Source organism: Citrobacter sp. GW821-FHT02E08, from assembly GCF_059421685.1.
This window is the reverse complement of the sequence record NZ_JBWKVL010000004.1, coordinates 156682-178692: the sequence shown is the minus strand read 5'-3', so window position 1 is coordinate 178692 and position 22011 is coordinate 156682. Positions and strand designations below refer to the sequence as shown.

Sequence of the window (22011 nt, the reverse complement as noted above, 5' to 3'; positions counted from 1 at the left end):
CACTGTTCCGGTATAGTTTTTCATAATCCCTTCAAAATCAGCGTATTGTAATTATTTATTTCAACTCTCCACGATTTATTCTTTTTTTCTTCATAATTGGCGAAAAACTGTTTTTTACACTTTCATTGTTTTACCGTTGCTCTGACTTATTGACGAATAAGCCAGTAAAGTTAATCTCGTCAACACGGCACCGCCTCATCAGGAATGCCGTAAAAATAACTGAAAGGAAGGATAAAGATTATGCGTAAATTAACTGCACTGTTAGTTGCCTCTGGACTGGCGCTGGGCGCTGCAAACCTGGCTCACGCTGCTGACACTTCCAGCGCGGCCACGACTGACGCAAAACCGATGATGCACCATAAAGGTCAATTCGGTCCGCATCACGATATGATGTTTAAAGACCTGAACCTGACCGATGCGCAGAAGCAGCAGGTTCGCGAAATCATGAAAGGCCAGCGTGACCAGATGAAACGTCCGCCGGTAGAAGAACGCCGCGCGATGCATGACATCATTGCCAGCGACACCTTCGATAAAGCCAAAGCGCAGGCGCAGATTGCCAAGATGGAAGAGCAGCGTCAGGCGAACATGCTGGCGCACATGGAAACCCAGAACAAGATCTACAACATTCTGACCCCTGAACAGAAAAAACAGTTTAATGCTAATTTTGAGAAGCGTCTGACAGAACGTCCGGCGCATGAAGGTAAAATGCCTGCAACTGCCGAGTAATCTCGCAGTCAACATTCAAGACCGCCGGCCCTGTTCACAACACGTCTTTACGAGGTGGACAGGGTCGGCGGTTTTTCTTTATTTCTCTCTAAGGTAAATCCTCACTGCTGCCGATAACGATACCGTGCATGATTATGGCGCACCGCATCTTTCAGGAGTGACGATGGAATACTTTGATATCCGTAAAATGCCGGTAAACCTCTGGCGTAATGGGGCGGGTGAAACGCGAGAAATTTGCTGTTTTCCTCCGGCGACGCGTGACTTTCACTGGCGCGCGAGCATCGCCTCTATTGCCGGAAACGGTGAGTTTGCACTTTTCCCCGGCGTGGAGCGTGTGATTACGCTGCTGGAAGGGGGCGAGGTCACTCTGGACGGCGGCAATACCTTTAACCACACCCTCAAACAGCATCAGCCGTTTACCTTTGCGGGCGAGCATGCGGTGAAAGCGAAACTGACGGAGGGGAAAATGTCGATGGATTTCAATATTATGACCCGCCGTGATTGTTGCCAGGCGAACGTCAGAGTTGCTGACCGCTCCTTTACAACATTTGGCTCGCGCGGCGGCGTGGTGTTTGTCATTAGCGGGGCCTGGCAGTTGGGCGAAAAATTACTGACGGCCGATCAAGGGGCCTGCTGGGATGATGGACGGCATACGCTGCGGTTGTTGAAATCTGAGGGGAAACTGCTGTTTAGCGAGATAACCTGGCTGGCGGGCCATGCGCCAGCGTCGGTGCAATAATTTCACATTGTGTTGCGGGTAATGGCAGGCCGAATAGAGGACGCGCTATCCGGCCTGACGTGACCATCAGAGGTCGCTTTTTTTCCAGAAATCATCAAAGACGGTAATCGGCGTACGGCGCTTGTGTTCCGTCTTCAAATACCAGCCTTCAATAATTTTTGCTGTTTCGACCGCCAGCGTTTTTCCTTCCAGATAATCATCAATATTATCATAGGTGACGCCTAACGCGGCTTCGTCAGGAAGCGAAGGGCGATCGTCTTCGAGATCGGCGGTAGGCGCTTTCTTATATAAATGCTCCGGGCAGCCCAGGGCGGCAAGCAGCTGTTTCCCCTGACGCTTATTCAGGCGAAAAATAGGGTTGATATCGGTACCGCCGTCACCGTACTTGGTGAAGAACCCGGTCAGCGCTTCTGCCGCATGATCGGTCCCCACCACCACGCCGCTGGTCATCCCGGCGATGCTGTACTGGGCTTTCATTCGCTCACGGGCTTTCTCGTTACCACGGACAAAATCACTAAGCTCAATGCCCGCTTCGCGCAACGCCTGCTCGCTGGCCAGCACGGCGCCTTTAATATTAACGGTCAATACGCGGTCAGGCTGAATAAAGGAGATAGCATCCTGGCAGTCTTGTTCATCAGCCTGTACGCCATAAGGCAGACGCACGGCAATAAATTGCAGAGCCATATTCCCCGTTTCTTCCCGTAGCTCCGTTATTGCCATCTGGCATAATTTACCGGTTAACGTTGAGTCCTGACCGCCGCTGATCCCCAGCACCAGCGATTTCAAAAAGGGGTAGGTGCTCAGATAGGATTTTAGAAAATCCACGCTGCGGCGAATTTCTTCTTCGGCATTAATGTGCGGTTTTGCGCCAAGCGCCTGGATAATCTTTTGCTGCAGAGTCATTCAACCCCTCCGAAACGATCAAAATAATCACGATGCGTTAAAGCTAACGCTTTGCTGTGCAAACGACAAGGTTCACTGGCGCGAGTGGCGCAATTTGCGGCGTAAAAAGAGAACATTTGGCCTAAAGAGAATTTTCCGAAACGCGTATCGTAGGAATAGTAAGCTTGAAAAATGGTTTGATGTATTCCAGGCTTATATAACACGCTGATAAACAAGAGGACGAAAAATGAACAAGAAAATGGCAGGAATTCTAAGCGCAGCGGCCGTAATGACGATGTTGGCAGGGTGTACGGCATATGATCGTACCAAAGACCAATTTGTTCAACCTGTCGTCAAAGATGTGAAGAAAGGCATGAGCCGGGCGCAGGTTGCACAAATTGCCGGGAAACCTTCTTCTGAGGTGAGCATGACCCACGCTCGCGGTAGTTGCCAGACATACATTCTGGGTCAACGGGATGGTAAAACGGAAACCTATTTTGTCGCGCTGGACGATACCGGGCATGTCGTTAACTCGGGTTACCAGACCTGTGCAGAGTATGACACCGACCCGCAGACAGGCAAGTAGTCCTCCCTGCCTGGTGCCTGAGCATCTGAGAGAACCGGCCATTGCGCCGGTTTTTTTATGGCGATGATAATCTTATTTATTATCGCGAATTATTTGCCCAAAATGTGAGGGCAGTCATAACGCAAGGTCAATGAGAGACAATTTGTTAGGTCAAGGAAATACCATCCACAGGTTCGATACCGTATACTCATTTCAGCCACCTAAATAAGTAATTTCGGTTACGCAAGTTACCCAAGGCATGGATGCAGGTTAAGGCTTGCGCAATGTCTGGCTGACAGATAATCGCACATGAGGAACGTTTTTATGGAAAAGAAACACATTTATCTGTTTTGTTCTGCCGGCATGTCGACATCGTTACTGGTATCGAAAATGCGTGCTCAGGCTGAGAAATACGAAGTTCCGGTCGTTATTGAAGCATTTCCTGAAACACTGGCCGGAGAAAAGGGACCTGTCGCAGATGTCGTTTTATTAGGTCCGCAAATTGCTTATATGTTGCCTGAAATTCAGCGTCTGTTACCAGGCAAACCGGTAGAAGTAATTGACTCGCTGCTGTATGGCAAAGTCGATGGTTTAGGCGTGCTTAAGGCTGCTGTTGCAGCAATTAAAAAAGCCGCTGCAAATTAATTTTAAATTTTCCCGTCAAAGAGTTATTTCATAAACATTCACCGCAATATTTTATTGCGGTATTTAAGGGTATTTTTCTATGAGTAACGCTATTGCTTCACTTGAAAAGGTACTCCTTCCTTTCGCTGTTAAAATAGGAAAGCAACCACACGTCAATGCAATCAAAAACGGCTTTATTCGCTTAATGCCGCTGACCCTTGCGGGGGCCATGTTTGTCTTGATCAATAACGTTTTCCTGAGCTTTGGGGAGGGGTCGTTTTTTTATTCATTAGGCATTCGGCTTGATGCGTCGACGATTGAGAATTTGAACAGTCTGAAAGGCATCGGCGGAAACGTCTATAACGGTACGCTGGGTATCATGTCCCTGATGGCGCCATTCTTTATTGGCATGGCGCTGGCGGAAGAGCGTAAAGTCGATTCATTGGCCGCAGGACTGTTATCTGTCGCTGCCTTTATGACCGTAACGCCATATAGCGTAGGTGAAGCCTATGCGGTGGGAGCGAACTGGTTAGGCGGCGCCAATATTATCTCCGGTATTATTATTGGCCTGGCCGTGGCCGAAATGTTTACCTTTATTGTTCACCGCAACTGGGTGATTAAATTACCGGACAGTGTGCCTACATCTGTTTCACGCTCATTCTCGGCATTAATTCCAGGTTTCATTATTCTCTCCATTATGGGGATCATTGCCTGGGCGCTGTCGAATTATGGTTCTAACTTCCACCAGATCATTATGGACACCATTTCTACACCGCTGGCGTCGCTGGGCAGTGTGGTGGGTTGGGCGTATGTTCTTTTTGTTCCGCTGCTGTGGTTCTTCGGTATTCACGGTTCACTGGCGCTGACGGCGTTGGACAGCGGCATCATGACCCCCTGGGCTCTGGAAAACATCGCTATCTACCAGCAGTATGGTTCCGTAGATGCGGCGCTGGAAGCCGGTAAGACGTTCCACGTGTGGGCAAAACCTATGCTGGACTCCTACATCTTCCTCGGCGGAAGCGGTGCAACTCTGGGTCTGATTATTGCGATTTTCCTGGCCTCGCGTCGTGCGGATTATCGTCAGGTTGCGAAACTGGCGCTGCCTTCCGGTATCTTCCAGATTAACGAACCTATTCTGTTCGGTTTGCCGATTATCATGAACCCGGTGATGTTTATTCCGTTCATCCTGGTACAGCCGATTCTGGCAGGTATCACGCTGGTGGCCTATTACATGGGGATTATCCCGCCGATAACCAACATCGCTCCGTGGACGATGCCAACCGGGCTAGGGGCGTTCTTTAACACCAACGGTAGTGTCGCTGCTCTGCTGGTCGCACTGTTCAACTTAGGGATTGCCACGCTGATTTATCTGCCGTTCGTGGTGGTTGCCAACAAGGCACAGAACGCGATTGATGAAGAAGAAAGCGAAGAAGATATTGCCAACGCACTGAAATTCTAAATTGAGTCCGGCATGGCGCGCCATGCCGGGACACACCAGAGGACGGATTATGATCGATCTCGAAAATATCGTAGATACGCAGTCAGAAGCGGAAGAACTTGAAGAAGTGGTGATGGGGCTTATCATCAATTCGGGTCAGGCTCGCAGCCTGGCATACGCTGCGCTTAAGCAGGCCAAGCAGGGTGATTTTGAAGCTGCAAAAACCATGATGGAGCAGTCACGCATGGCGCTCAATGAAGCGCATCTCGTGCAGACGAAACTGATTGAAGGCGATCAGGGTGAAGGTAAAATGAAAGTCAGCCTGGTTCTGGTGCATGCTCAGGACCATCTGATGACATCAATGCTGGCGCGTGAACTGGTCACCGAGTTGATAGAGCTTCACGAGAAGTTGAAATAGCGAGGGGTAATATGATGCAGCTACAGGTTAACGCTCCGGAAATTGCGACCGCTTTTGAGCAGCAGCTTTTTAACGGCAAAAATTTCCATGTGTTTATCTACAACAAAACTGAGAGTATCAGTGGGCTGCACCAGCATGATTACTATGAGTTTACCCTCGTATTAACCGGTCGCTATTATCAGGAAATCAACGGCAAGCGGGTGTTGCTGGAGCGTGGAGACTTTGTTTTTATCCCTCTGGGGTCGCACCATCAAAGTTTTTACGAATTTGGCGCCACGCGCATTCTGAATGTCGGCATCAGTAAACGTTTTTTTGAACAGCACTATCACCCTTTATTACCGTTTTGCTTTGTGGCATCGCAGGTGTATCGGGCTAACAGCGCCTTTCTTACCTATATCGAGACAGTGATTGCGTCGCTCAACTTTCGTGATAACGAACTGGATGAATTTATAGAAGTGGTCACCTTCTATATCATTAATCGGTTACGGCACCACCGGGAAGAGCAGGTGATTGGCGATATTCCACAGTGGCTTAAAGTCACCGTGGAGGCGATGCACGACAAAACGCAGTTTGGCGAAAACGCGCTGGAAAATATGGTATACCTGTCCGCAAAATCCCAGGAGTACCTGACCCGCGCGACCCAGCGTTATTACAGCAAAACGCCGATGCAGATTATTAATGAAATCCGTATCAACTTTGCGAAAAAACAGCTGGAAATGACCAACTATTCGGTAACCGATATCGCTTATGAAGCGGGATACAGTAGCCCAAGCCTGTTCATTAAAACCTTTAAAAAACTGACGTCATTTACGCCGAATAGCTACCGAAAAAGACTGACTGAAATAAATCAATAACGATTTATTTGTTCGACTCAATTATTTTAAAGCTTGCCCGAAAATAATGCCGGGACGCCATGCGACTGTCCTGTATTTGGGCGAAGCATAATACACGCCAGTGTTTTTACACTGAAGGGAGATATTATGAGCCAGAAATTAAAGATCGTCACCATTGGTGGCGGGAGCAGCTACACCCCTGAATTACTTGAAGGCTTTATTAAGCGTTATCACGAATTACCGGTTTCCGAATTATGGTTGGTCGATGTGGAAGGCGGCAAAGAGAAACTGGATATTATTTTTGATCTATGCCAGCGAATGATCGACAAAGCTGGCGTACCGATGAAGTTGTTTAAGACCCTCGACCGCCGTGAAGCGTTGAAAGGGGCTGACTTTGTCACCACCCAACTGCGCGTGGGCCAACTGAAAGCCCGCGAACTCGATGAGCGTATCCCTCTCAGTCAGGGATATCTTGGTCAGGAGACCAACGGCGCTGGCGGCCTGTTCAAAGGGTTGCGTACCATTCCGGTTATTTTCGACATCATTCGCGATGTGGAAGAACTTTGCCCGAATGCGTGGGTGATTAACTTTACCAACCCGGCAGGAATGGTGACTGAAGCGGTTTACCGACACACTAACTTCAAGAAATTTATCGGCGTGTGTAATATTCCGGTTGGCATGAAGATGTTTATTAATGATGTGCTGAAATTATCGGAAAGCGACGACCTGTCTATTGACCTGTTTGGTTTGAACCATATGGTCTTTATTAAAGATGTGCTGGTAAATGGTGAATCACGGTTTGCCGAACTTCTGGACGGTGTCGCCTCCGGTGAGTTGAAAGCCTCAACGGTGAAGAATATTTTCGATCTGCCGTTTAGCGAAGGGTTAATTCGCTCCCTGAATCTGCTGCCGTGCTCTTATTTGCTGTATTACTTCAAACAGAAAGAGATGCTGGCCATTGAGTTAGGGGAATACTATAAAGGTGGCGCTCGCGCTCAGGTGGTGCAAAAAGTGGAGAAACAACTTTTTGACCTTTATAAGAATCCAGAACTTAACGTGAAGCCGAAAGAGCTTGAGCAACGCGGCGGGGCGTATTACTCCGACGCCGCCTGTGAAGTGATTAATGCAATCTATAATGACAAGCAGACTGAGCATTATGTCAACATCCCGCATCATGGGCATGTCGATAATATTCCGGCTGACTGGGCGGTGGAAATGACCTGCACGTTAGGACGCAATGGCGCCACGCCACATCCGCGTATTACGCATTTTGACGAGAAAGTGTTGGGTCTTATCTATACCATTAAAGGGTTTGAAGTCGCGGCAAGTAAGGCGGCGCTGAGCGGTGAATTTAATGATGTCTTGCTGGCGCTTAACCTGAGCCCGCTGGTGCATTCTGACCGTGATGCGGAAAGCCTGGCGCGCGAACTGATTCTGGCGCATGAAAAGTGGCTGCCTCATTTTGCGGACTGCATTGAAAAGCTCAAAGAACACTAACAGAGGTTGGCTATGGAACGCTTATTGATTGTGAATGCGGATGATTTTGGCCTGAGCAAAGGGCAAAACTACGGCATTGTGGAGAGCTTTCGTCATGGTGTGGTCACTTCCACGACCGCGCTGGTCAATGGTGACGCTATCGATCATGCCGTTCAACTTAGCCGTGAAGTCCCTGAGCTTGCGGTGGGAATGCACTTTGTTCTGACGCTGGGGAAACCGTTAACGCAGATGCCAGGGCTAACCCGTGATGGCCGTCTGGGGAAATGGATCTGGCAGATGGCGGAAGAAGACGACTTACCGCTGGACGAAATTTCGCATGAACTGGAATGTCAGTATCAGCGTTTTATAGAACTGTTTGGCAAAGCGCCAACGCATCTGGACAGCCATCACCATGTCCATATGTTCCCGCAGATTTTCCCGCGGGTGGCGCATTTTGCCGCACAACAGGGTGTTGCATTGCGAATCGATCGCCAGACGGTATTTAAAGATACCGATTTGCCGATGGCGCTGCGAAGCTCGCAAGGGTTTAGCAGCGAGTTTTATGGTGAGGCGATTTCAGAATCGCTCTTTTTGCAGGTGCTTGACGCTTCTGCAGAAAAAGGCGAGGCATCGCTTGAAGTCATGTGTCATCCGGCCTTTGTCGACAATACACTTCGTCAGAGCGCCTACTGTTACCCCCGCTTGACTGAGCTTGATGTGCTTACGTCCCCGTCATTGAAAAATGCCATTGCGGAACGTGGGTATCGTCTCGGCAGTTTTCTTGATGTATAGAGCCTGAGTTTGCGGCGCGATAGAGCGCCGTTTTTTTTATTTCACCCATGTTTTATATTTGCTGCTCGCTATTTCCCCTTCAACTTTCCCATCCGCGATCGCTACGATGCGTTTAACCGCACACGCAGGGCAGGACGCCGGGGGGCAAAATCGGCTAAGATAGTGTTTTTATGATTTTTTGAATTTGCCTTTAGTGAAACAACTGATGATGAAACCTCTTCGCCAACAAAATCGCCCGGTTATCAGCTATGTTCCACGCGTGGAGCCTGCGCCGCCGGAACACGCGATAAAAATGGATACATTTCGTGACGTGTGGATTATGCGTGGAAAATACGTCGCGTTTGTCTTAATGGGGGAGTCGTTTCAGCGATCGCCTGCATTTACCGTTCCGGAGTCGGCGCAGCGCTGGGCAAATCAGATCCGCCAGGAAAATGAGCTGGCGGAATAAGGGGATATAAAAAACCGCCTGTAGGGCATACAGGCGGTTTTTTTCACATAGTCAGATGTGGATTAGTGATGAGCCAGTTCGGCATCATCCTCGCTGTCCAGAATGGTTTTATCTGTCTGCTTCAGCCATTGACTGGTCAGAGTACCGGCCGTCATTGAGCCACTGACATTCAGCGCAGTACGCCCCATATCGATCAGCGGTTCGACGGAAATCAACAGGGCAACCAGCGTGACGGGCAGCCCCATGGCGGGCAGAACGATCAGCGCGGCGAACGTCGCACCGCCACCCACACCAGCAACACCCGCAGAGCTTACCGTGACGATACCAACCAGCGTGGCAATCCATACGGGATCCAGCGGGTTAATGCCAACGGTCGGTGCCACCATGACGGCCAGCATTGCCGGGTACAGACCCGCACAGCCGTTCTGACCAATGGTCGCGCCAAAAGAAGCCGCAAAGCTGGCGATAGATTCCGGTACGCCCAGACGACGCGTTTGCGCTTCAACGTTCAACGGAATTGACGCAGCGCTGGAACGACTGGTAAAGGCAAAGGTCAGGACCGGCCACACTTTGCGGAAATATTTCAGCGGGCTGACGCCGTTAACGCCAAGCAGAACGCCGTGTACGGCAAACATAATCGCCAGGCCAAGATAGGACGCCACAACAAAGCTTCCCAGCTTGATGATGTCCTGCAGGTTAGAACCAGCCACGACTTTGGTCATCAGTGCCAGCACGCCATAAGGCGTTAACTGCATAACCAGACGAACCAGTTTCATTACCCAGCTTTGCAGGGTATCGATGGCGGTTAACACGCGCTCGCCTTTCGGCGCGTCATCTTTCAGCAGTTTCAGCGCCGCAACGCCGAGGAACGCAGCGAAAATGACCACGCTGATGATCGACGTCGGGTTTGCGCCGGTCAGGTCGGCAAACGGGTTTTTCGGGATGAATGACAACACCAGCTGCGGTACGCTGAGGTCGGCCACTTTGCCCACATAGTTGGTTTCAATGGCGGTCAGACGCGCGGTTTCTGCGCCTCCCTGCACCAGACCTTCCGCGGTCAGACCAAACAGATTGGTCACCAGTACCCCCACCAGAGCGGCAATCAGCGTGGTGAACAGCAAGGTGCCGATGGTCAGAAAACTGATTTTTCCCAGTTGAGAGGCGTTATGCAAACGCGCCACCGCACTCAGGATAGAGGCGAAGACCAGCGGCATAACAATCATTTGCAGCAGTTGCACATAGCCGTTACCGACAATGTTGAACCACTGAACTGAATCTTTTAAGACCTGGCTGTCAGACCCGTAAATCGTGTGCAGAGCAAGGCCAAAGACCACGCCCATAACCAGACCCACCAGTACTTTCTTTGCCAGACTCCACTGTTTGTGACGGGCTTGCGCCAGCACAAACAGCAGTGCAACGAACACCACGATGTTCGCAATTAATGGAAAATTCATCCCCGTTCTCCTGATCTTTTTATTTGTATCGCGTCGTTACCACGATTCTGTTGCCGCAAGATTAGCAGAACTGTGAGTTGCCTCTTATATTCAAATGGAATTGTTTATACCAAAAACAACAGTTGCGCCGATTTACTAATCGATTTGGTGATTTATAAAACGGTTGAACTGGAATTGCAGCGTATTGATCATATGCGAAGACCAGCGTACTGCACTGTTTTCGGGGATTGTCTGCGGCATCCACACGGCCCAGGCAAACAGTGCCATGCAGAGAAAACGCTCCAGTTGATTGCCTTTTTGCGGGACCAGTATTGGCAGGCGGAAGCGCCAGCGACACGGCCAGAGCAGAGGGACACCAGCCGGGGTTAGCATGTCTGCCAGAATATGGCTTAAGTAACCCAGCACCATACCCTGCAGAGCGTCGGCCGGGATAATCCAGGTCTCGGGGACTTTGAGATAAAACGTCGTCAGTAGCGCAAATACCGCCAGCAGACTGTGGGTAAATCCACGATGACCAAAAGCCCTGGCAATCGGTTTGGAGATCCATTTTAACCGCTGACCGAGCAATGACTTTGGATGATCAATGTCAGGCAACAGGCAGGTCAGAATTGCTGAAGGGACAATATGCCACCAGTCGCCCTGCGCGAGAACGGGCGTAAGCTCAGCATTTTTGGCAAATACCGCACAGGCAATTGAAAAAAGGAGGTGGCCTTCCGCCGTCATGATAGAACCCAATAAACTGTCAATTCATACAGTATAGGGTTTTTGTACAGTAGGCGGAAGAGGTGACGTTGTAACCCTATGTCACAAAAGTGGTGATTAGCGTGCCAGCCAGCCACCGTCAACGGCAATGGTATAGCCGTTGATGTAGGCAGAAGCGTCTGATGCGAGAAAAACCACCGGGCCTTTCAGGTCGTCTGGCGTTCCCCAGCGTCCAGCCGGAATGCGATCGACGATCTCTTTGCTGCGCCCGGCATCATCGCGCAACTGCTGCGTATTGTTTGTGGCCATATAACCCGGGGCGATGGCATTGACGTTGATCTGATGTGGCGCCCATTCATTGGCCAACAGGCGGGTAAGACCCAGCACACCGCTTTTAGAAGCGGTATAAGAGGGAACACGGATCCCGCCCTGGAAAGAGAGCATGGAGGCAATATTGATGATTTTGCCACCGTGGCCTTGCTGTAAAAACTGGCGCGCCACGGCCTGTGAAAGAAAGAAAACAGATTTGAGATTCAGGTTCATCACGTCATCCCAGTCTTTCTCGCTGAAAGAGAGCGCATCGTCGCGGCGAATCGTCCCGGCGTTATTGACCAGAATATCCACCCGCCCGAATTTCGCGACTGTCTGGTTCACGATATCAGCGATAGCGCTTTGCTGGCTCAGGTCGGCCTGAATCGTCATAAATTGCCTGCCCAGCGCCGCAACTTTCGCTGCCGTCTCGTGGGGGATCTTCCGGTTCACACCCACGATGTTGCAGCCAGCCTCGGCAAGCGCGACAGCCATACCCTGGCCCAGCCCGGTATCGCAACCGGTGACGATCGCTGTTTTCCCCGCCAGACTAAACGCATCCAAAATCATACTTACCTCGGCTACCCATGTTTATCAGCGATAACGAATGAAAGAAGAATAGAAGAGGTTGCGAGGGAATACAACAAAAAATGAAACGACGTTTTAAAAAAATACAAGGAAGGGGCAATACACTATTGCCCCTGACGGTTAGCCACGCAAATGGGCGGCCGTAAGATCGGATAAAGAAGTCAGTTTCACGTCGGCAAGGGCAAAACGTGCATCGTGTTGACCCTCTTCAGCAGGAACGACGATAGAGCGCATACGGGCGGCTTTTGACGCCACCATGCCGTTGACGGAGTCCTCCAGCGCGACACAGGCTAACGGATCGATGCCCAGTTTGGTTGCGCAGTCGATATAAACCTGCGGGTGCGGCTTGCTGTAGGGGAGTTTTTCCGCCGAGGCGAGGGCGTCGAAGCTGTCGCGAAGACCAAACATAGTCAGGACTTTTTCCAGCATATGCAGCGGGGAAGCCGACGCCAGCCCGACCAGCAATCCCTGAGATTTGCACAGCGCAACGGCCTCACGTACACCAGGCAGCAGTGGACGCGTTTCCTCTACCAGTGAAATAGCCCGCGCGATTACCCGGTCAGTGACTTCCTGACGGTCAGGTCCCTTCCAGGGCTGTTGTGCGTACCACAGGTCGACAACCATATCGATACGTAAACCCAGGGTGTCCGGGAGTTCATGGCGGCGGGCGATATCTACGCCTAAACTAGCCATCACATCCAGTTCGGCCTGATCCCATAGCGGCTCGGAATCGATCAGTAATCCATCCATATCAAAAATTGCAGCAAGAATTTGACGCGGGGTTGACATCACAACCTCTCCTGTTGAGATTAAAACGTAAGGTAATGAGCGTTCATTATGGCTACTACCGTACCATACTGCCTTTAAAAATCGGGCGAAAATAGTTATCAGAAGGTAGACTTAAGGCCAAAACAGCGCGTCTTTACCAAGGGGAACTCATGACGTATCAACAAGCTGGACGCATTGCTATCTTAAAAAGGATTCTGGGATGGGTGATTTTCATCCCTGCGCTGATTTCTACGCTGGTGTCGGTACTGAAATTTATGTACGCCCGCAGCGAGAAGCAAGAGGGGATTAATGCGGTGATGCTCGATTTTGCCCACGTGATGATCGACATGATGCGCGTTAATACCCCGTTCCTGAACCTGTTCTGGTACAACTCGCCGACGCCGGATTTTCAAAACAGTCTCAATGTGATGTTTTGGGTGATTTTCGTCCTGATCTTCATTGGTCTTGCGTTGCAGGACTCTGGCGCCAGAATGAGCCGTCAGGCGCGTTTTCTCCGTGAAGGCGTTGAGGACCAGTTGATTCTGGAAAAAGCCAAAGGTGCTGAGGGGATCTCGCGTGAGCAGATCGAGTCACGTATCGTCGTGCCGCATCACACTATCTTTCTGCAGTTTTTTCCGCTTTATATCCTGCCGGTGATTATTATCGTGCTCGGCTACGTCTTCTTTTCTCTGCTGGGATTTGTCGGGTAAAAATAATGCCGGATAGCGGCTGATGCCTTATCCGGCCAGGGGTTCGTGGTTGTGTGCCCGATAAGCGTCGCGCCATCGGGCATACGCACTACGCTGCCAACAGCCTGTCCATTGCTTTTTGCGCAATCACCAGGTGTTGACCACCAAACAGAATCGCCCGGTTTAGCAATGTATACAGCTGATAGACGGGCTGGCGATCCAGAAAATCTAACGGCAATGGGGAAACCGACTGGTAGCCATCATAGATTTGTGGAGGTTGATCGGTATGCAGCGGCAGCATCGCCAGATCGCACTCTCTGTCACCCCAGTAGCAGGCGGGGTCAAAGATATAAGGCCCATCTGGACCCAGCGCACAGTTTGCCGACCACAGATCGCCATGTAAAAGTGAGGGCTGTGGTTGATGTGAGGAGAGTCGCTGTTGAATATGCTCAACAATAGCGTCGATGTTACCGAACGCTATCCCTTTTTCTGCAGCCAACTCCAGCTGCCAACCGATACGTTGTTCTGCGAAAAAGGTCGACCAGCGTCGTTGCCAGGCGTTGGGTTGTGGCGTGGTAGAGAGTGCGTTATCGAAATCAAGACCGAATTGCGGCTGCTCGCTCCAGGCGTGTAAATGGGCGAGCTGTTGACCCAGAATAAACGCATTATGGGCATCCAGCGGACGGGGTGGGAGATAATCCATTACCAGGAAACTGTAGTCTCTGTCCGAACCTACGGCCCACACTTTTGGTACCGTAACGGTTTTACTGCGAGAGAGCAATTCCAGTTGGTCAGCTTCGGCCGTAAAGCCCGGAAGGAGTTCTCTTTCATCACACTTAACGAAAAAATCACGTCCCGCATAGCGTAAATGCCATGCGGCATGGATCTCTCCGCCGGGCAGTTCATTACGCAGTTCGATTTCGCCTTCACCTAATTGCTCGCTTAAAAGACGACTGATAGCCTGCCACATGATGTCTCTCCCCATGTTGTCTGCCAGATCATAAGGTTAGCGCATAAATGCGGTAAAAAAACACGAACTGACGCACACCTGAGACGCGTCGTCGCTGTAATGGCACTTATTGTTTGTCTTTTCGCCACTCCTCCCATGTGGAAACGGAAATTCCGGGTTTATTGCCTAACGCACTTTCAGCCAGCCCTGCGGTGAGTGCCGTCACCTCGTCTTTACTCAGTGCGCTAATCAGGCCAAAGGTGTTTGTGCCAAGTTCATGCACGTTTCCGTCTTCATCCGTCAGGGTCAACAAGAAACCACCGCGTGTAAGATGATTATTAAGCTCATTAATTTCCGTTAAGGAGTGCTCATGAAACGTTACGGTTATGACATAACGGGTGATATCACCACTGGCCATAATTCACCTCTTTGTAATCACATGACTTTTCAGCATAGACGGAGAATCACCATGCTGACAGGTTTGTCGGCGAATCCCCTCACAATAAAGGAGGGGAAAGCCATTATGATTGCGTCAGATAAGCATAAATCTTTTGGGTATCCTCAGCAGAGCACAAACGCGTTCCCTGATTGAGGGTCGCCGCGCTCCCCGCAGCCACACCGAACCGCACCATATCTTCCAGAGATGCATCCTCAGCCAATTTCAGCGTCATAGCGCCAACCATGCTGTCACCCGCACCCACGGTGCTTTGACTTTTCACCGGCGGAGGGACGACCTGAACGCAACTGTCGGCGTCGACCGCCAGCGCACCTTGTGGGCCCAGAGAAACAACAACCCGATGCGCTTTACCGCTTTTCACAATCTCCTGAGCCGCGTTACGCACGTCATCAGGTTGGGTGAGTTCACGGTTTACCAGTGCGCTCAGTTCTTTTTGGTTGGGTTTAACCAGTTCAATATTGCCGATATCTAAGGCCGCGCGTAGGGCATCGCCTGAGCTGTCAACAATGCAACGAATGCCTTGTTTCTGCGCCGCCGAGATGAGCTGCGTGAGTTTTTCCAGCTTGACGCCGGGCGGCAAACTGCCGCTGATAACGAGCAACGCGCCTGATTCAATTTCGAGAACCTGTTCTTCAAGCAACTGAAATTCTTTGTCGCTCAGCGATGCGCCGGGCATCACGAAGCGATATTGCTCGCCGCTGGATCCGACGTGGACATGCAGATTCTGGCGGGTCCAGTCTTTGGCTTCGACTGTTGCGACGGGAACATGTTCATCGGCCAATAAGGCTACCAGGTGTTCGCCGGTGGCACCGCCAGCGGGGAAAATGGCGGTGGCCGTACCGCCAAGATGTGAAATTGCACGGGCGACGTTGATGCCGCCGCCGCCGGGCTCAAAAACCGGTGACGTGCAGCGGAGCTTCCCTTCGGGGTAGATTTGCGGAGTGAGTGTTGCGCTATCGAGAGAGGGCGCAAGTGTTAACGTATAGATACGTACCATCATTACCTCCTGTTAGGCTGAATTCAGTCTGGCACCGAACGCCTGGAAAGTGAAGTAATTAACGGTATGATTTATTGGCTATTTATTCAAAATTTGCGCTATGTGTAGATATAAATATTTTATTGATTCAGGAACGTCCTTATTCAAAAAATGAAATAAGAATTCATTGCTATGTTATTCGAGCCTTTTTATAATTTGTTACCTTTCCGGCGATCGTTTGTCTTTGATCCCTAAGAAGGTTTCCGGGACCGCTATGGTCTCTTTTTTTGTTGTACGGACTCTTTATAAATGAAGCTTTTGAAGACAGTACCCGCTGCATTAATGCTGGCGGGTGGCGTCGTTGCGTCAATGCATGCCGCCGCCGATGATTCCGTTTTTACTGTCATGGATGATCCCACCACCGCGAAGAAACCCTTTGAAGGTAACCTGAATGCGGGATACCTTGCGCAGTCAGGCAATACCCAAAGCTCTTCCTTAACGGCGGATACCACCATGACCTGGTACGGTCAAACCACCGCATGGTCACTGTGGGGGAATGCCAGCAACACCTCGTCGAATGATGAGCGTTCTTCGGAAAAATACGCTGTGGGCGGCCGTAGCCGTTTTAACACCACCGATTATGATTATCTTTTTGGCCAGGCGAGTTGGCTTACCGACCGCTACAACGGTTACCACGAGCGTGATATTGCGACGGCAGGGTATGGTCGCCAGTTTCTCAATGGTCCGGTACACAGTTTCCGTTTTGAATTCGGTCCCGGTGTTCGTTATGACGAACGCACAGACGATACGACGGAAACTCAGCCACTCGGTTATGCGTCGGGCGCTTACGCCTGGCAAATGACGGATACCACTAAATTCACGCAGGGCGTGTCAGTGTTTGGGGCGGATGATACCACCCTCAACTCGGAGACGGCTCTGGATGTCGCCATCAATGAACATTTCGGCTTGAAGGTTGCCTATAATGTGACCTGGAACTCCGAACCGCCTGAAACGGCGCCAGAGCATACTGATCGCCGTACGACAGTATCATTGGGTTATAAGATGTAAACGTGCGCCGGGTCGTTTACAGGCGACCTGGCCGTTTTAAAATGCGACGTTATTTTTTTAAGAGATTTATTCCCGTCATCACGGGCAAGTGAATATTAACGCGCATTGGCGTTTTATTGTTGCGCAGGGAATAAACAGCGTTTTATGCTCCGCCATTATTCTGAAGGTTAACCCCAGATCATCGCCGCCCAGCGTAGCAGAAGCATCGCACCACAGATGGCAATCAATACAACCACCATCTTCCAGTGTTTTTTCGCAAAGCGGTTCGTCGGCATTATCCTTTTCCTGTTAAATTCAACCTGATTTTCTTAGTGTAACAAAGTCGCGGCAAGTCAGTCAGTTGATTTACATCATAGAGTTCAGTGTGATTGCGGCTTTGAACGACCGTCAATGCCGTGTACACTGTCAGACGGTGTTATCAAAAAGCGGATGTAGGTTACGGTATCGCCACGCGAGTGGTACGTGACATATTTCGCAGAGTGAAGCGGGAATCAGTCCATAACTTTTTGATAAATTTAACATTGAAACTTTGTATGTGATCTTTCGTGTGGGTCACCACTGCAAATAAGGATATAACATGCCTGTTATTACTCTTCCTGATGGCAGCCAACGCCATTACGACCACGCTGTAAGCCCCATGGATGTTGCGCTGGACATCGGTCCAGGACTGGCGAAAGCCACCATTGCTGGCCGTGTAAATGGTGAGCTGGTTGACGCTTCCGATCTCATCGAACATGATGCGAAGCTCTCCATCATCACCGCCAAGGATGAAGAAGGTCTTGAGATCATTCGTCACTCCTGTGCGCACCTGTTAGGGCACGCGATCAAACAACTTTGGCCGAATACCAAAATGGCTATCGGTCCGGTTGTCGACAACGGTTTTTACTATGACATTGATCTTGACCGTACGTTAACCCAGGAAGATGTCGACGCGCTCGAGAAGCGGATGCACGAGCTCGCTGAGAAAAACTACGACGTCATTAAGAAAAAAGTCAGCTGGCACGAAGCGCGTGAAACCTTCGTGAAGCGTGGCGAGACGTATAAAATCTCTATTCTTGATGAAAACATTACTCATGATGATAAGCCTGGCTTGTATCATCATGAAGAATATGTCGATATGTGCCGCGGTCCGCACGTGCCGAACATGCGTTTCTGCCATCACTTCAAACTGATGAAAACTGCAGGCGCGTACTGGCGCGGTGACAGCAACAATAAGATGCTGCAGCGTATTTATGGTACTGCATGGGCCGATAAAAAAGCCCTGAGCGCCTACCTGCAACGTCTGGAAGAAGCGGCCAAACGCGACCACCGTAAAATCGGTAAGCAGCTTGACCTGTACCATATGCAGGAAGAAGCACCGGGTATGGTGTTCTGGCACAATGACGGCTGGACCATTTTCCGTGAACTGGAAGTTTTTGTTCGTTCAAAACTGAAAGAGTACCAGTATCAGGAAGTGAAAGGTCCGTTCATGATGGACCGTGTTCTGTGGGAAAAAACAGGGCACTGGGACAACTATAAAGATGCGATGTTCACCACCTCTTCCGAGAACCGTGAATACTGCATCAAACCGATGAACTGTCCGGGTCACGTTCAGATCTTCAATCAGGGTCTGAAATCCTACCGCGATCTGCCGCTGCGTATGGCGGAGTTCGGTAGTTGCCACCGTAACGAACCGTCAGGTGCGTTGCATGGCCTGATGCGTGTACGTGGCTTTACTCAGGATGATGCGCATATCTTCTGTACTGAAGAGCAGATCCGTGATGAAGTCAACGCATGTATCCGTATGGTCTACGATATGTACAGCACCTTTGGCTTCGAGAAGATCGTCGTCAAACTTTCCACTCGCCCCGAAAAACGTATCGGCAGCGACGAAATGTGGGATCGTGCTGAGGCGGACTTAGCGGTTGCACTGGAAGAAAACAATATCCCGTTTGAATATCAACTGGGTGAGGGTGCATTCTACGGTCCGAAAATTGAGTTTACCCTGTATGACTGCCTCGATCGTGCATGGCAGTGCGGTACTGTACAGCTGGACTTCTCTCTGCCGTCTCGTTTAAGCGCCTCTTATGTTGGCGAAAACAACGAACGTCAGGTACCGGTTATGATTCACCGCGCAATTCTTGGGTCGATGGAACGTTTCATCGGTATCCTGACTGAAGAGTTCGCAGGCTTCTTCCCGACCTGGCTGGCGCCGGTTCAGGTTGTGGTCATGAATATTACCGATTCACAGTCTGAATACGTTAACGAATTAACGCAGAAACTACAAAATGCGGGTATTCGTGTAAAAGCAGACTTGAGAAATGAGAAGATAGGCTTTAAAATCCGCGAGCACACTTTACGTCGTGTCCCTTACATGTTGGTCTGTGGCGACAAAGAGGTAGAAGCAGGCAAAGTTGCCGTGCGTACCCGTCGTGGCAAAGACTTGGGCAGCCTGGACGTAAATGAAGTTATCGAGAAGCTGCAACAAGAGATTCGCAGCCGCAGTCTTCAACAACTGGAGGAATAAGGTATTAAAGGCGGAAAACGAGTTCAAACGGCACGTCCGAATCGTATCAATGGCGAGATTCGCGCCCTGGAAGTTCGCTTAACAGGTCTGGAAGGCGAAGCTTTGGGTATTGTGAGTCTGAGAGAAGCTATCGAAAAAGCTGAAGAAGCTGGAGTAGATTTAGTTGAAATCAGCCCTAACGCCGAACCGCCAGTTTGTCGTATTATGGACTACGGCAAGTTCCTTTATGAAAAGAGTAAGTCTTCTAAGGAACAGAAGAAGAAACAAAAAGTTATCCAGGTTAAGGAAATTAAATTCCGTCCTGGTACCGACGATGGCGATTACCAGGTAAAACTCCGCAGCCTGGTACGCTTTCTGGAAGATGGCGATAAGGCTAAGATCACGCTGCGTTTCCGCGGTCGTGAGATGGCCCACCAACAGATCGGTATGGAAGTGCTTACGCGCGTCCGTGACGATCTGAGTGAACTGGCAGTAGTCGAATCCTTCCCTACGAAGATCGAAGGCCGCCAGATGATAATGGTGCTCGCTCCTAAGAAGAAACAGTAAGGCCTTCAAGTAGCAATGTCTGTGGAGCCTGCGGGTTCCACAGTCGTTGTTCGCCTACGTTTCGTTTATTAACAATGCGAAGTGGAAGTTATTAAAATGCCTAAAATTAAGACCGTACGCGGTGCTGCTAAGCGCTTCAAAAAAACCGGTGGTGGTGGATTTAAGCGTAAGCACGCAAACCTGCGTCATATTCTGACCAAAAAATCGACTAAGCGTAAACGTCACCTGCGTCCAAAAGGCCTTGTTTCTAAAGGCGATCTGGGTCTGGTAATCGCGTGCCTGCCGTACGCATAAGCCGTTAACGTTTAACTTTTTTCACTAAGAATATAGATACAGGAGAGCACATATGGCTCGCGTAAAACGTGGTGTAATGGCACGTGCACGTCACAAGAAGATCATGAAACAAGCCAAAGGCTACTACGGTGCGCGTTCACGCGTATACCGCGTTGCCTTCCAGGCTGTTATCAAAGCTGGCCAGTATGCTTACCGTGACCGTCGTCAACGTAAGCGTCAGTTCCGTCAACTGTGGATTGCGCGTATCAACGCAGCAGCACGTCAGAACGGTATTTCTTACAGCAAATTCATCAACGGCCTGAAAAAAGCCTCTGTTGAAATTGACCGTAAGATCCTGGCTGATATCGCAGTATTCGACAAATTAGCGTTCACCGCTCTGGTCGAAAAAGCGAAAGCAGCTCTGGCATAAGCCAGTGAAAAGAGGGAGCCTGGCTCCCTCTCTTTTATTTGTAGTGCAATCAATCAGTTGACAATTTACCCGTAACCCTTTTCAATAAAGGTCTTTCGGTTTTACCCAACAAGGTAACGCAAGCATGAATGCTGCTATTTTCCGTTTCTTTTTTTACTTTAGCACCTGACTTCAGGAGGCTAGCGCGTGAGAAATGAAACGGAAAACAGCGCCAGAAAGCCTCCCCAGTGGAGGCTTTTTTTGTATCTAAAATTGCGCGATCTATTTCAAGTAGCAGGCGTACAGACTGCAACTCGAAATAGTTAGAGCAAAAATAATGACCACAAACGGTGTCTTCACCGACACAATGAGGAAAACCATGTCACATCTCGCAGAGCTGGTTGCCAGTGCAAAGGCAGCCATTAACCAGGCGTCAGATGTTGCCGCGTTAGACAATGTACGCGTCGAATATTTGGGCAAGAAAGGGCATTTAACCCTTCAGATGACGACCCTGCGTGAACTGCCGCCAGAAGAGCGTCCGGCCGCTGGTGCGGTTATCAACGAAGCGAAAGAGCAGGTGCAGCAAGCGCTGAACGCACGTAAGGCAGATTTAGAAAATGCTGCGCTGAACGCGCGTCTGGCCGAAGAAACGATTGACGTTTCTCTGCCTGGTCGTCGTATCGAAAACGGCGGTCTGCATCCGGTGACCCGTACTATCGATCGTATTGAAAGTTTCTTTGGCGAGCTTGGTTTTACCGTGGCGACAGGCCCGGAAATCGAAGACGACTATCACAACTTCGATGCGCTGAACATCCCAGGTCATCACCCGGCACGTGCGGACCACGACACATTCTGGTTTGATGCGACCCGCCTGCTGCGTACGCAGACCTCCGGCGTTCAGATTCGTACCATGAAAGACCAGCAGCCGCCGATTCGTATCATCGCGCCGGGCCGTGTGTATCGTAACGATTACGATCAGACCCACACCCCGATGTTCCATCAGATGGAAGGGTTGATTGTTGACACCAACATCAGCTTTACCAACCTGAAAGGCACGCTCCACGACTTCCTGCGTAACTTCTTTGAAGAAGATTTGCAGATCCGTTTCCGTCCTTCTTACTTCCCGTTCACAGAGCCTTCTGCAGAAGTGGATGTGATGGGCAAAAATGGCAAATGGCTGGAAGTGCTGGGTTGCGGCATGGTGCATCCGAACGTGCTGCGTAATGTCGGCATCGATCCGGAAATTTACTCTGGCTTCGCCTTTGGTATGGGCATGGAACGTCTGACGATGCTGCGTTATGGCGTGACTGACCTGCGTTCATTCTTCGAAAACGATCTGCGTTTCCTCAAACAGTTTAAATAAAGGCAGGAATAAA

General features: G+C 50.2%; 27 protein-coding genes and 1 other annotated feature. Of the genes, 18 read left to right on the top strand and 9 right to left on the bottom strand.

Translation table 11 applies throughout. The features are described 5' to 3' along the window. The first annotated feature begins 240 nt into the window (after positions 1 to 240). A complete protein-coding gene (gene spy / locus AC07UY_RS07380; protein WP_494659853.1) occupies positions 241 to 726 on the top strand; it encodes an ATP-independent periplasmic protein-refolding chaperone Spy in 486 nt (161 codons plus the stop codon). A gap of 163 nt (positions 727 to 889) precedes the next feature. Continuing rightward, on the top strand, positions 890 to 1465 hold the full coding sequence (ves, locus tag AC07UY_RS07375) for an environmental stress-induced protein Ves (RefSeq protein ID WP_494659852.1): 576 nt from the start codon (positions 890 to 892) through the stop codon (positions 1463 to 1465). 66 nt (positions 1466 to 1531) lie between these two features. Here ves and nadE read toward each other — a convergent pair whose 3' ends face one another. Further along, the gene (gene nadE, locus AC07UY_RS07370) at positions 1532 to 2368 is read right to left on the bottom strand and encodes an NAD(+) synthase (protein WP_203358021.1); all 837 of its coding nucleotides are present in this window, start codon (positions 2366 to 2368) and stop codon (positions 1532 to 1534) included. Between the two features lie 226 nt (positions 2369 to 2594). Here nadE and osmE point away from each other — a divergent pair, with 226 nt between their 5' ends. The 8 genes from osmE (at position 2595) to cedA (ending at position 8941) form a co-directional block, all read left to right on the top strand. Next, positions 2595 to 2933 (top strand): osmotically-inducible lipoprotein OsmE, encoded by a 339-nt coding sequence (gene osmE / locus AC07UY_RS07365; protein WP_192612026.1) that lies wholly within the window; start codon positions 2595 to 2597, stop codon positions 2931 to 2933. Positions 2934 to 3236: 303 nt separating this feature from the next. After that, positions 3237 to 3557, top strand: a complete 321-nt coding sequence (gene chbB / locus AC07UY_RS07360; RefSeq protein ID WP_192612027.1) for a PTS N,N'-diacetylchitobiose transporter subunit IIB — start codon at positions 3237 to 3239, stop codon at positions 3555 to 3557. 79 nt (positions 3558 to 3636) lie between these two features. Then, the gene (gene chbC, locus AC07UY_RS07355) at positions 3637 to 4995 is read left to right on the top strand and encodes a PTS N,N'-diacetylchitobiose transporter subunit IIC (protein WP_203358020.1); all 1359 of its coding nucleotides are present in this window, start codon (positions 3637 to 3639) and stop codon (positions 4993 to 4995) included. Between the two features lie 49 nt (positions 4996 to 5044). Then, on the top strand, positions 5045 to 5392 hold the full coding sequence (chbA, locus tag AC07UY_RS07350; protein ID WP_494700970.1) for a PTS N,N'-diacetylchitobiose transporter subunit IIA: 348 nt from the start codon (positions 5045 to 5047) through the stop codon (positions 5390 to 5392). Positions 5393 to 5403: 11 nt separating this feature from the next. Continuing rightward, entirely contained in the window at positions 5404 to 6246 is an 843-nt protein-coding gene (gene chbR / locus AC07UY_RS07345; RefSeq protein WP_494659851.1) for a transcriptional regulator ChbR, read from the top strand. 126 nt (positions 6247 to 6372) lie between these two features. Beyond that, complete coding sequence (locus AC07UY_RS07340) at positions 6373 to 7722, top strand: 6-phospho-beta-glucosidase (protein WP_494659850.1); 1350 nt, start codon at positions 6373 to 6375, stop codon at positions 7720 to 7722. Positions 7723 to 7734: 12 nt separating this feature from the next. Then, on the top strand, positions 7735 to 8493 hold the full coding sequence (gene chbG / locus AC07UY_RS07335) for a chitin disaccharide deacetylase (protein WP_494659849.1): 759 nt from the start codon (positions 7735 to 7737) through the stop codon (positions 8491 to 8493). 205 nt (positions 8494 to 8698) lie between these two features. After that, positions 8699 to 8941 carry a cell division activator CedA gene (cedA, locus tag AC07UY_RS07330; protein ID WP_494700969.1) on the top strand — a complete coding sequence of 81 codons (243 nt, stop codon included), beginning with the start codon at positions 8699 to 8701 and terminating at the stop codon, positions 8939 to 8941. A gap of 62 nt (positions 8942 to 9003) precedes the next feature. On the opposite strand, the gene tcyP is transcribed toward cedA, so the two are convergent. The 4 genes from tcyP to hxpB all read right to left on the bottom strand — a co-directional run bounded on the left by tcyP (position 9004) and on the right by hxpB (position 12783). Beyond that, entirely contained in the window at positions 9004 to 10395 is a 1392-nt protein-coding gene (gene tcyP / locus AC07UY_RS07325) for a cystine/sulfocysteine:cation symporter (protein ID WP_494700968.1), read from the bottom strand. A gap of 135 nt (positions 10396 to 10530) precedes the next feature. After that, entirely contained in the window at positions 10531 to 11118 is a 588-nt protein-coding gene (locus tag AC07UY_RS07320; protein WP_192612035.1) for a metal-dependent hydrolase, read from the bottom strand. Positions 11119 to 11214: 96 nt separating this feature from the next. Next, positions 11215 to 11976, bottom strand: coding sequence for a 2-dehydro-3-deoxy-D-gluconate 5-dehydrogenase KduD (gene kduD / locus AC07UY_RS07315; RefSeq protein ID WP_494659846.1), 762 nt, complete (start codon positions 11974 to 11976; stop codon positions 11215 to 11217). Positions 11977 to 12114: 138 nt separating this feature from the next. After that, positions 12115 to 12783: a hexitol phosphatase HxpB gene (gene hxpB / locus AC07UY_RS07310; RefSeq protein WP_494659845.1), complete on the bottom strand. Its 669-nt coding sequence runs from the start codon at positions 12781 to 12783 to the stop codon at positions 12115 to 12117. Positions 12784 to 12932: 149 nt separating this feature from the next. Here hxpB and AC07UY_RS07305 point away from each other — a divergent pair, with 149 nt between their 5' ends. Beyond that, complete coding sequence (locus AC07UY_RS07305; RefSeq protein WP_203358010.1) at positions 12933 to 13472, top strand: YniB family protein; 540 nt, start codon at positions 12933 to 12935, stop codon at positions 13470 to 13472. 88 nt (positions 13473 to 13560) lie between these two features. Here AC07UY_RS07305 and AC07UY_RS07300 read toward each other — a convergent pair whose 3' ends face one another. The 3 genes from AC07UY_RS07300 to pfkB all read right to left on the bottom strand — a co-directional run bounded on the left by AC07UY_RS07300 (position 13561) and on the right by pfkB (position 15854). Further along, a complete protein-coding gene (locus AC07UY_RS07300; protein ID WP_494659844.1) occupies positions 13561 to 14421 on the bottom strand; it encodes a fructosamine kinase family protein in 861 nt (286 codons plus the stop codon). A 106-nt stretch (positions 14422 to 14527) separates the two neighbouring features. Then, entirely contained in the window at positions 14528 to 14818 is a 291-nt protein-coding gene (gene ghoS, locus AC07UY_RS07295) for a type V toxin-antitoxin system endoribonuclease antitoxin GhoS (RefSeq protein WP_494659843.1), read from the bottom strand. Positions 14819 to 14921: 103 nt separating this feature from the next. Beyond that, entirely contained in the window at positions 14922 to 15854 is a 933-nt protein-coding gene (gene pfkB, locus AC07UY_RS07290; RefSeq protein ID WP_203361283.1) for a 6-phosphofructokinase II, read from the bottom strand. Between the two features lie 288 nt (positions 15855 to 16142). Here pfkB and AC07UY_RS07285 point away from each other — a divergent pair, with 288 nt between their 5' ends. After that, positions 16143 to 16901 (top strand): DUF481 domain-containing protein, encoded by a 759-nt coding sequence (locus tag AC07UY_RS07285; protein ID WP_162379771.1) that lies wholly within the window; start codon positions 16143 to 16145, stop codon positions 16899 to 16901. A 167-nt stretch (positions 16902 to 17068) separates the two neighbouring features. On the opposite strand, the gene yniD is transcribed toward AC07UY_RS07285, so the two are convergent. Next, the gene (yniD, locus tag AC07UY_RS07280; protein WP_162379854.1) at positions 17069 to 17176 is read right to left on the bottom strand and encodes a small membrane protein YniD; all 108 of its coding nucleotides are present in this window, start codon (positions 17174 to 17176) and stop codon (positions 17069 to 17071) included. A 302-nt stretch (positions 17177 to 17478) separates the two neighbouring features. Between yniD and thrS the strand changes: the two genes are divergently transcribed. From thrS to pheS, 6 genes are all read left to right on the top strand, one after another. Further along, entirely contained in the window at positions 17479 to 19407 is a 1929-nt protein-coding gene (gene thrS / locus AC07UY_RS07275; RefSeq protein WP_203358006.1) for a threonine--tRNA ligase, read from the top strand. Positions 19408 to 19410: 3 nt separating this feature from the next. Further along, positions 19411 to 19953 carry a translation initiation factor IF-3 gene (gene infC, locus AC07UY_RS07270; protein ID WP_071828920.1) on the top strand — a complete coding sequence of 181 codons (543 nt, stop codon included), beginning with the start codon at positions 19411 to 19413 and terminating at the stop codon, positions 19951 to 19953. A gap of 96 nt (positions 19954 to 20049) precedes the next feature. After that, positions 20050 to 20247 (top strand): 50S ribosomal protein L35, encoded by a 198-nt coding sequence (gene rpmI / locus AC07UY_RS07265; RefSeq protein WP_003030583.1) that lies wholly within the window; start codon positions 20050 to 20052, stop codon positions 20245 to 20247. 52 nt (positions 20248 to 20299) lie between these two features. Continuing rightward, the gene (gene rplT, locus AC07UY_RS07260; protein WP_192612043.1) at positions 20300 to 20656 is read left to right on the top strand and encodes a 50S ribosomal protein L20; all 357 of its coding nucleotides are present in this window, start codon (positions 20300 to 20302) and stop codon (positions 20654 to 20656) included. A 119-nt stretch (positions 20657 to 20775) separates the two neighbouring features. Then, positions 20776 to 20900: a sequence feature (Phe leader region), on the top strand. Next, a complete protein-coding gene (pheM, locus tag AC07UY_RS07255; RefSeq protein WP_001386830.1) occupies positions 20781 to 20825 on the top strand; it encodes a pheST operon leader peptide PheM in 45 nt (14 codons plus the stop codon). Its footprint overlaps the feature before it by 45 nt. Before the next feature lie 114 nt (positions 20901 to 21014). Next, on the top strand, positions 21015 to 21998 hold the full coding sequence (gene pheS / locus AC07UY_RS07250; protein ID WP_192612044.1) for a phenylalanine--tRNA ligase subunit alpha: 984 nt from the start codon (positions 21015 to 21017) through the stop codon (positions 21996 to 21998). The last annotated feature ends 13 nt before the right edge of the window (positions 21999 to 22011 follow it).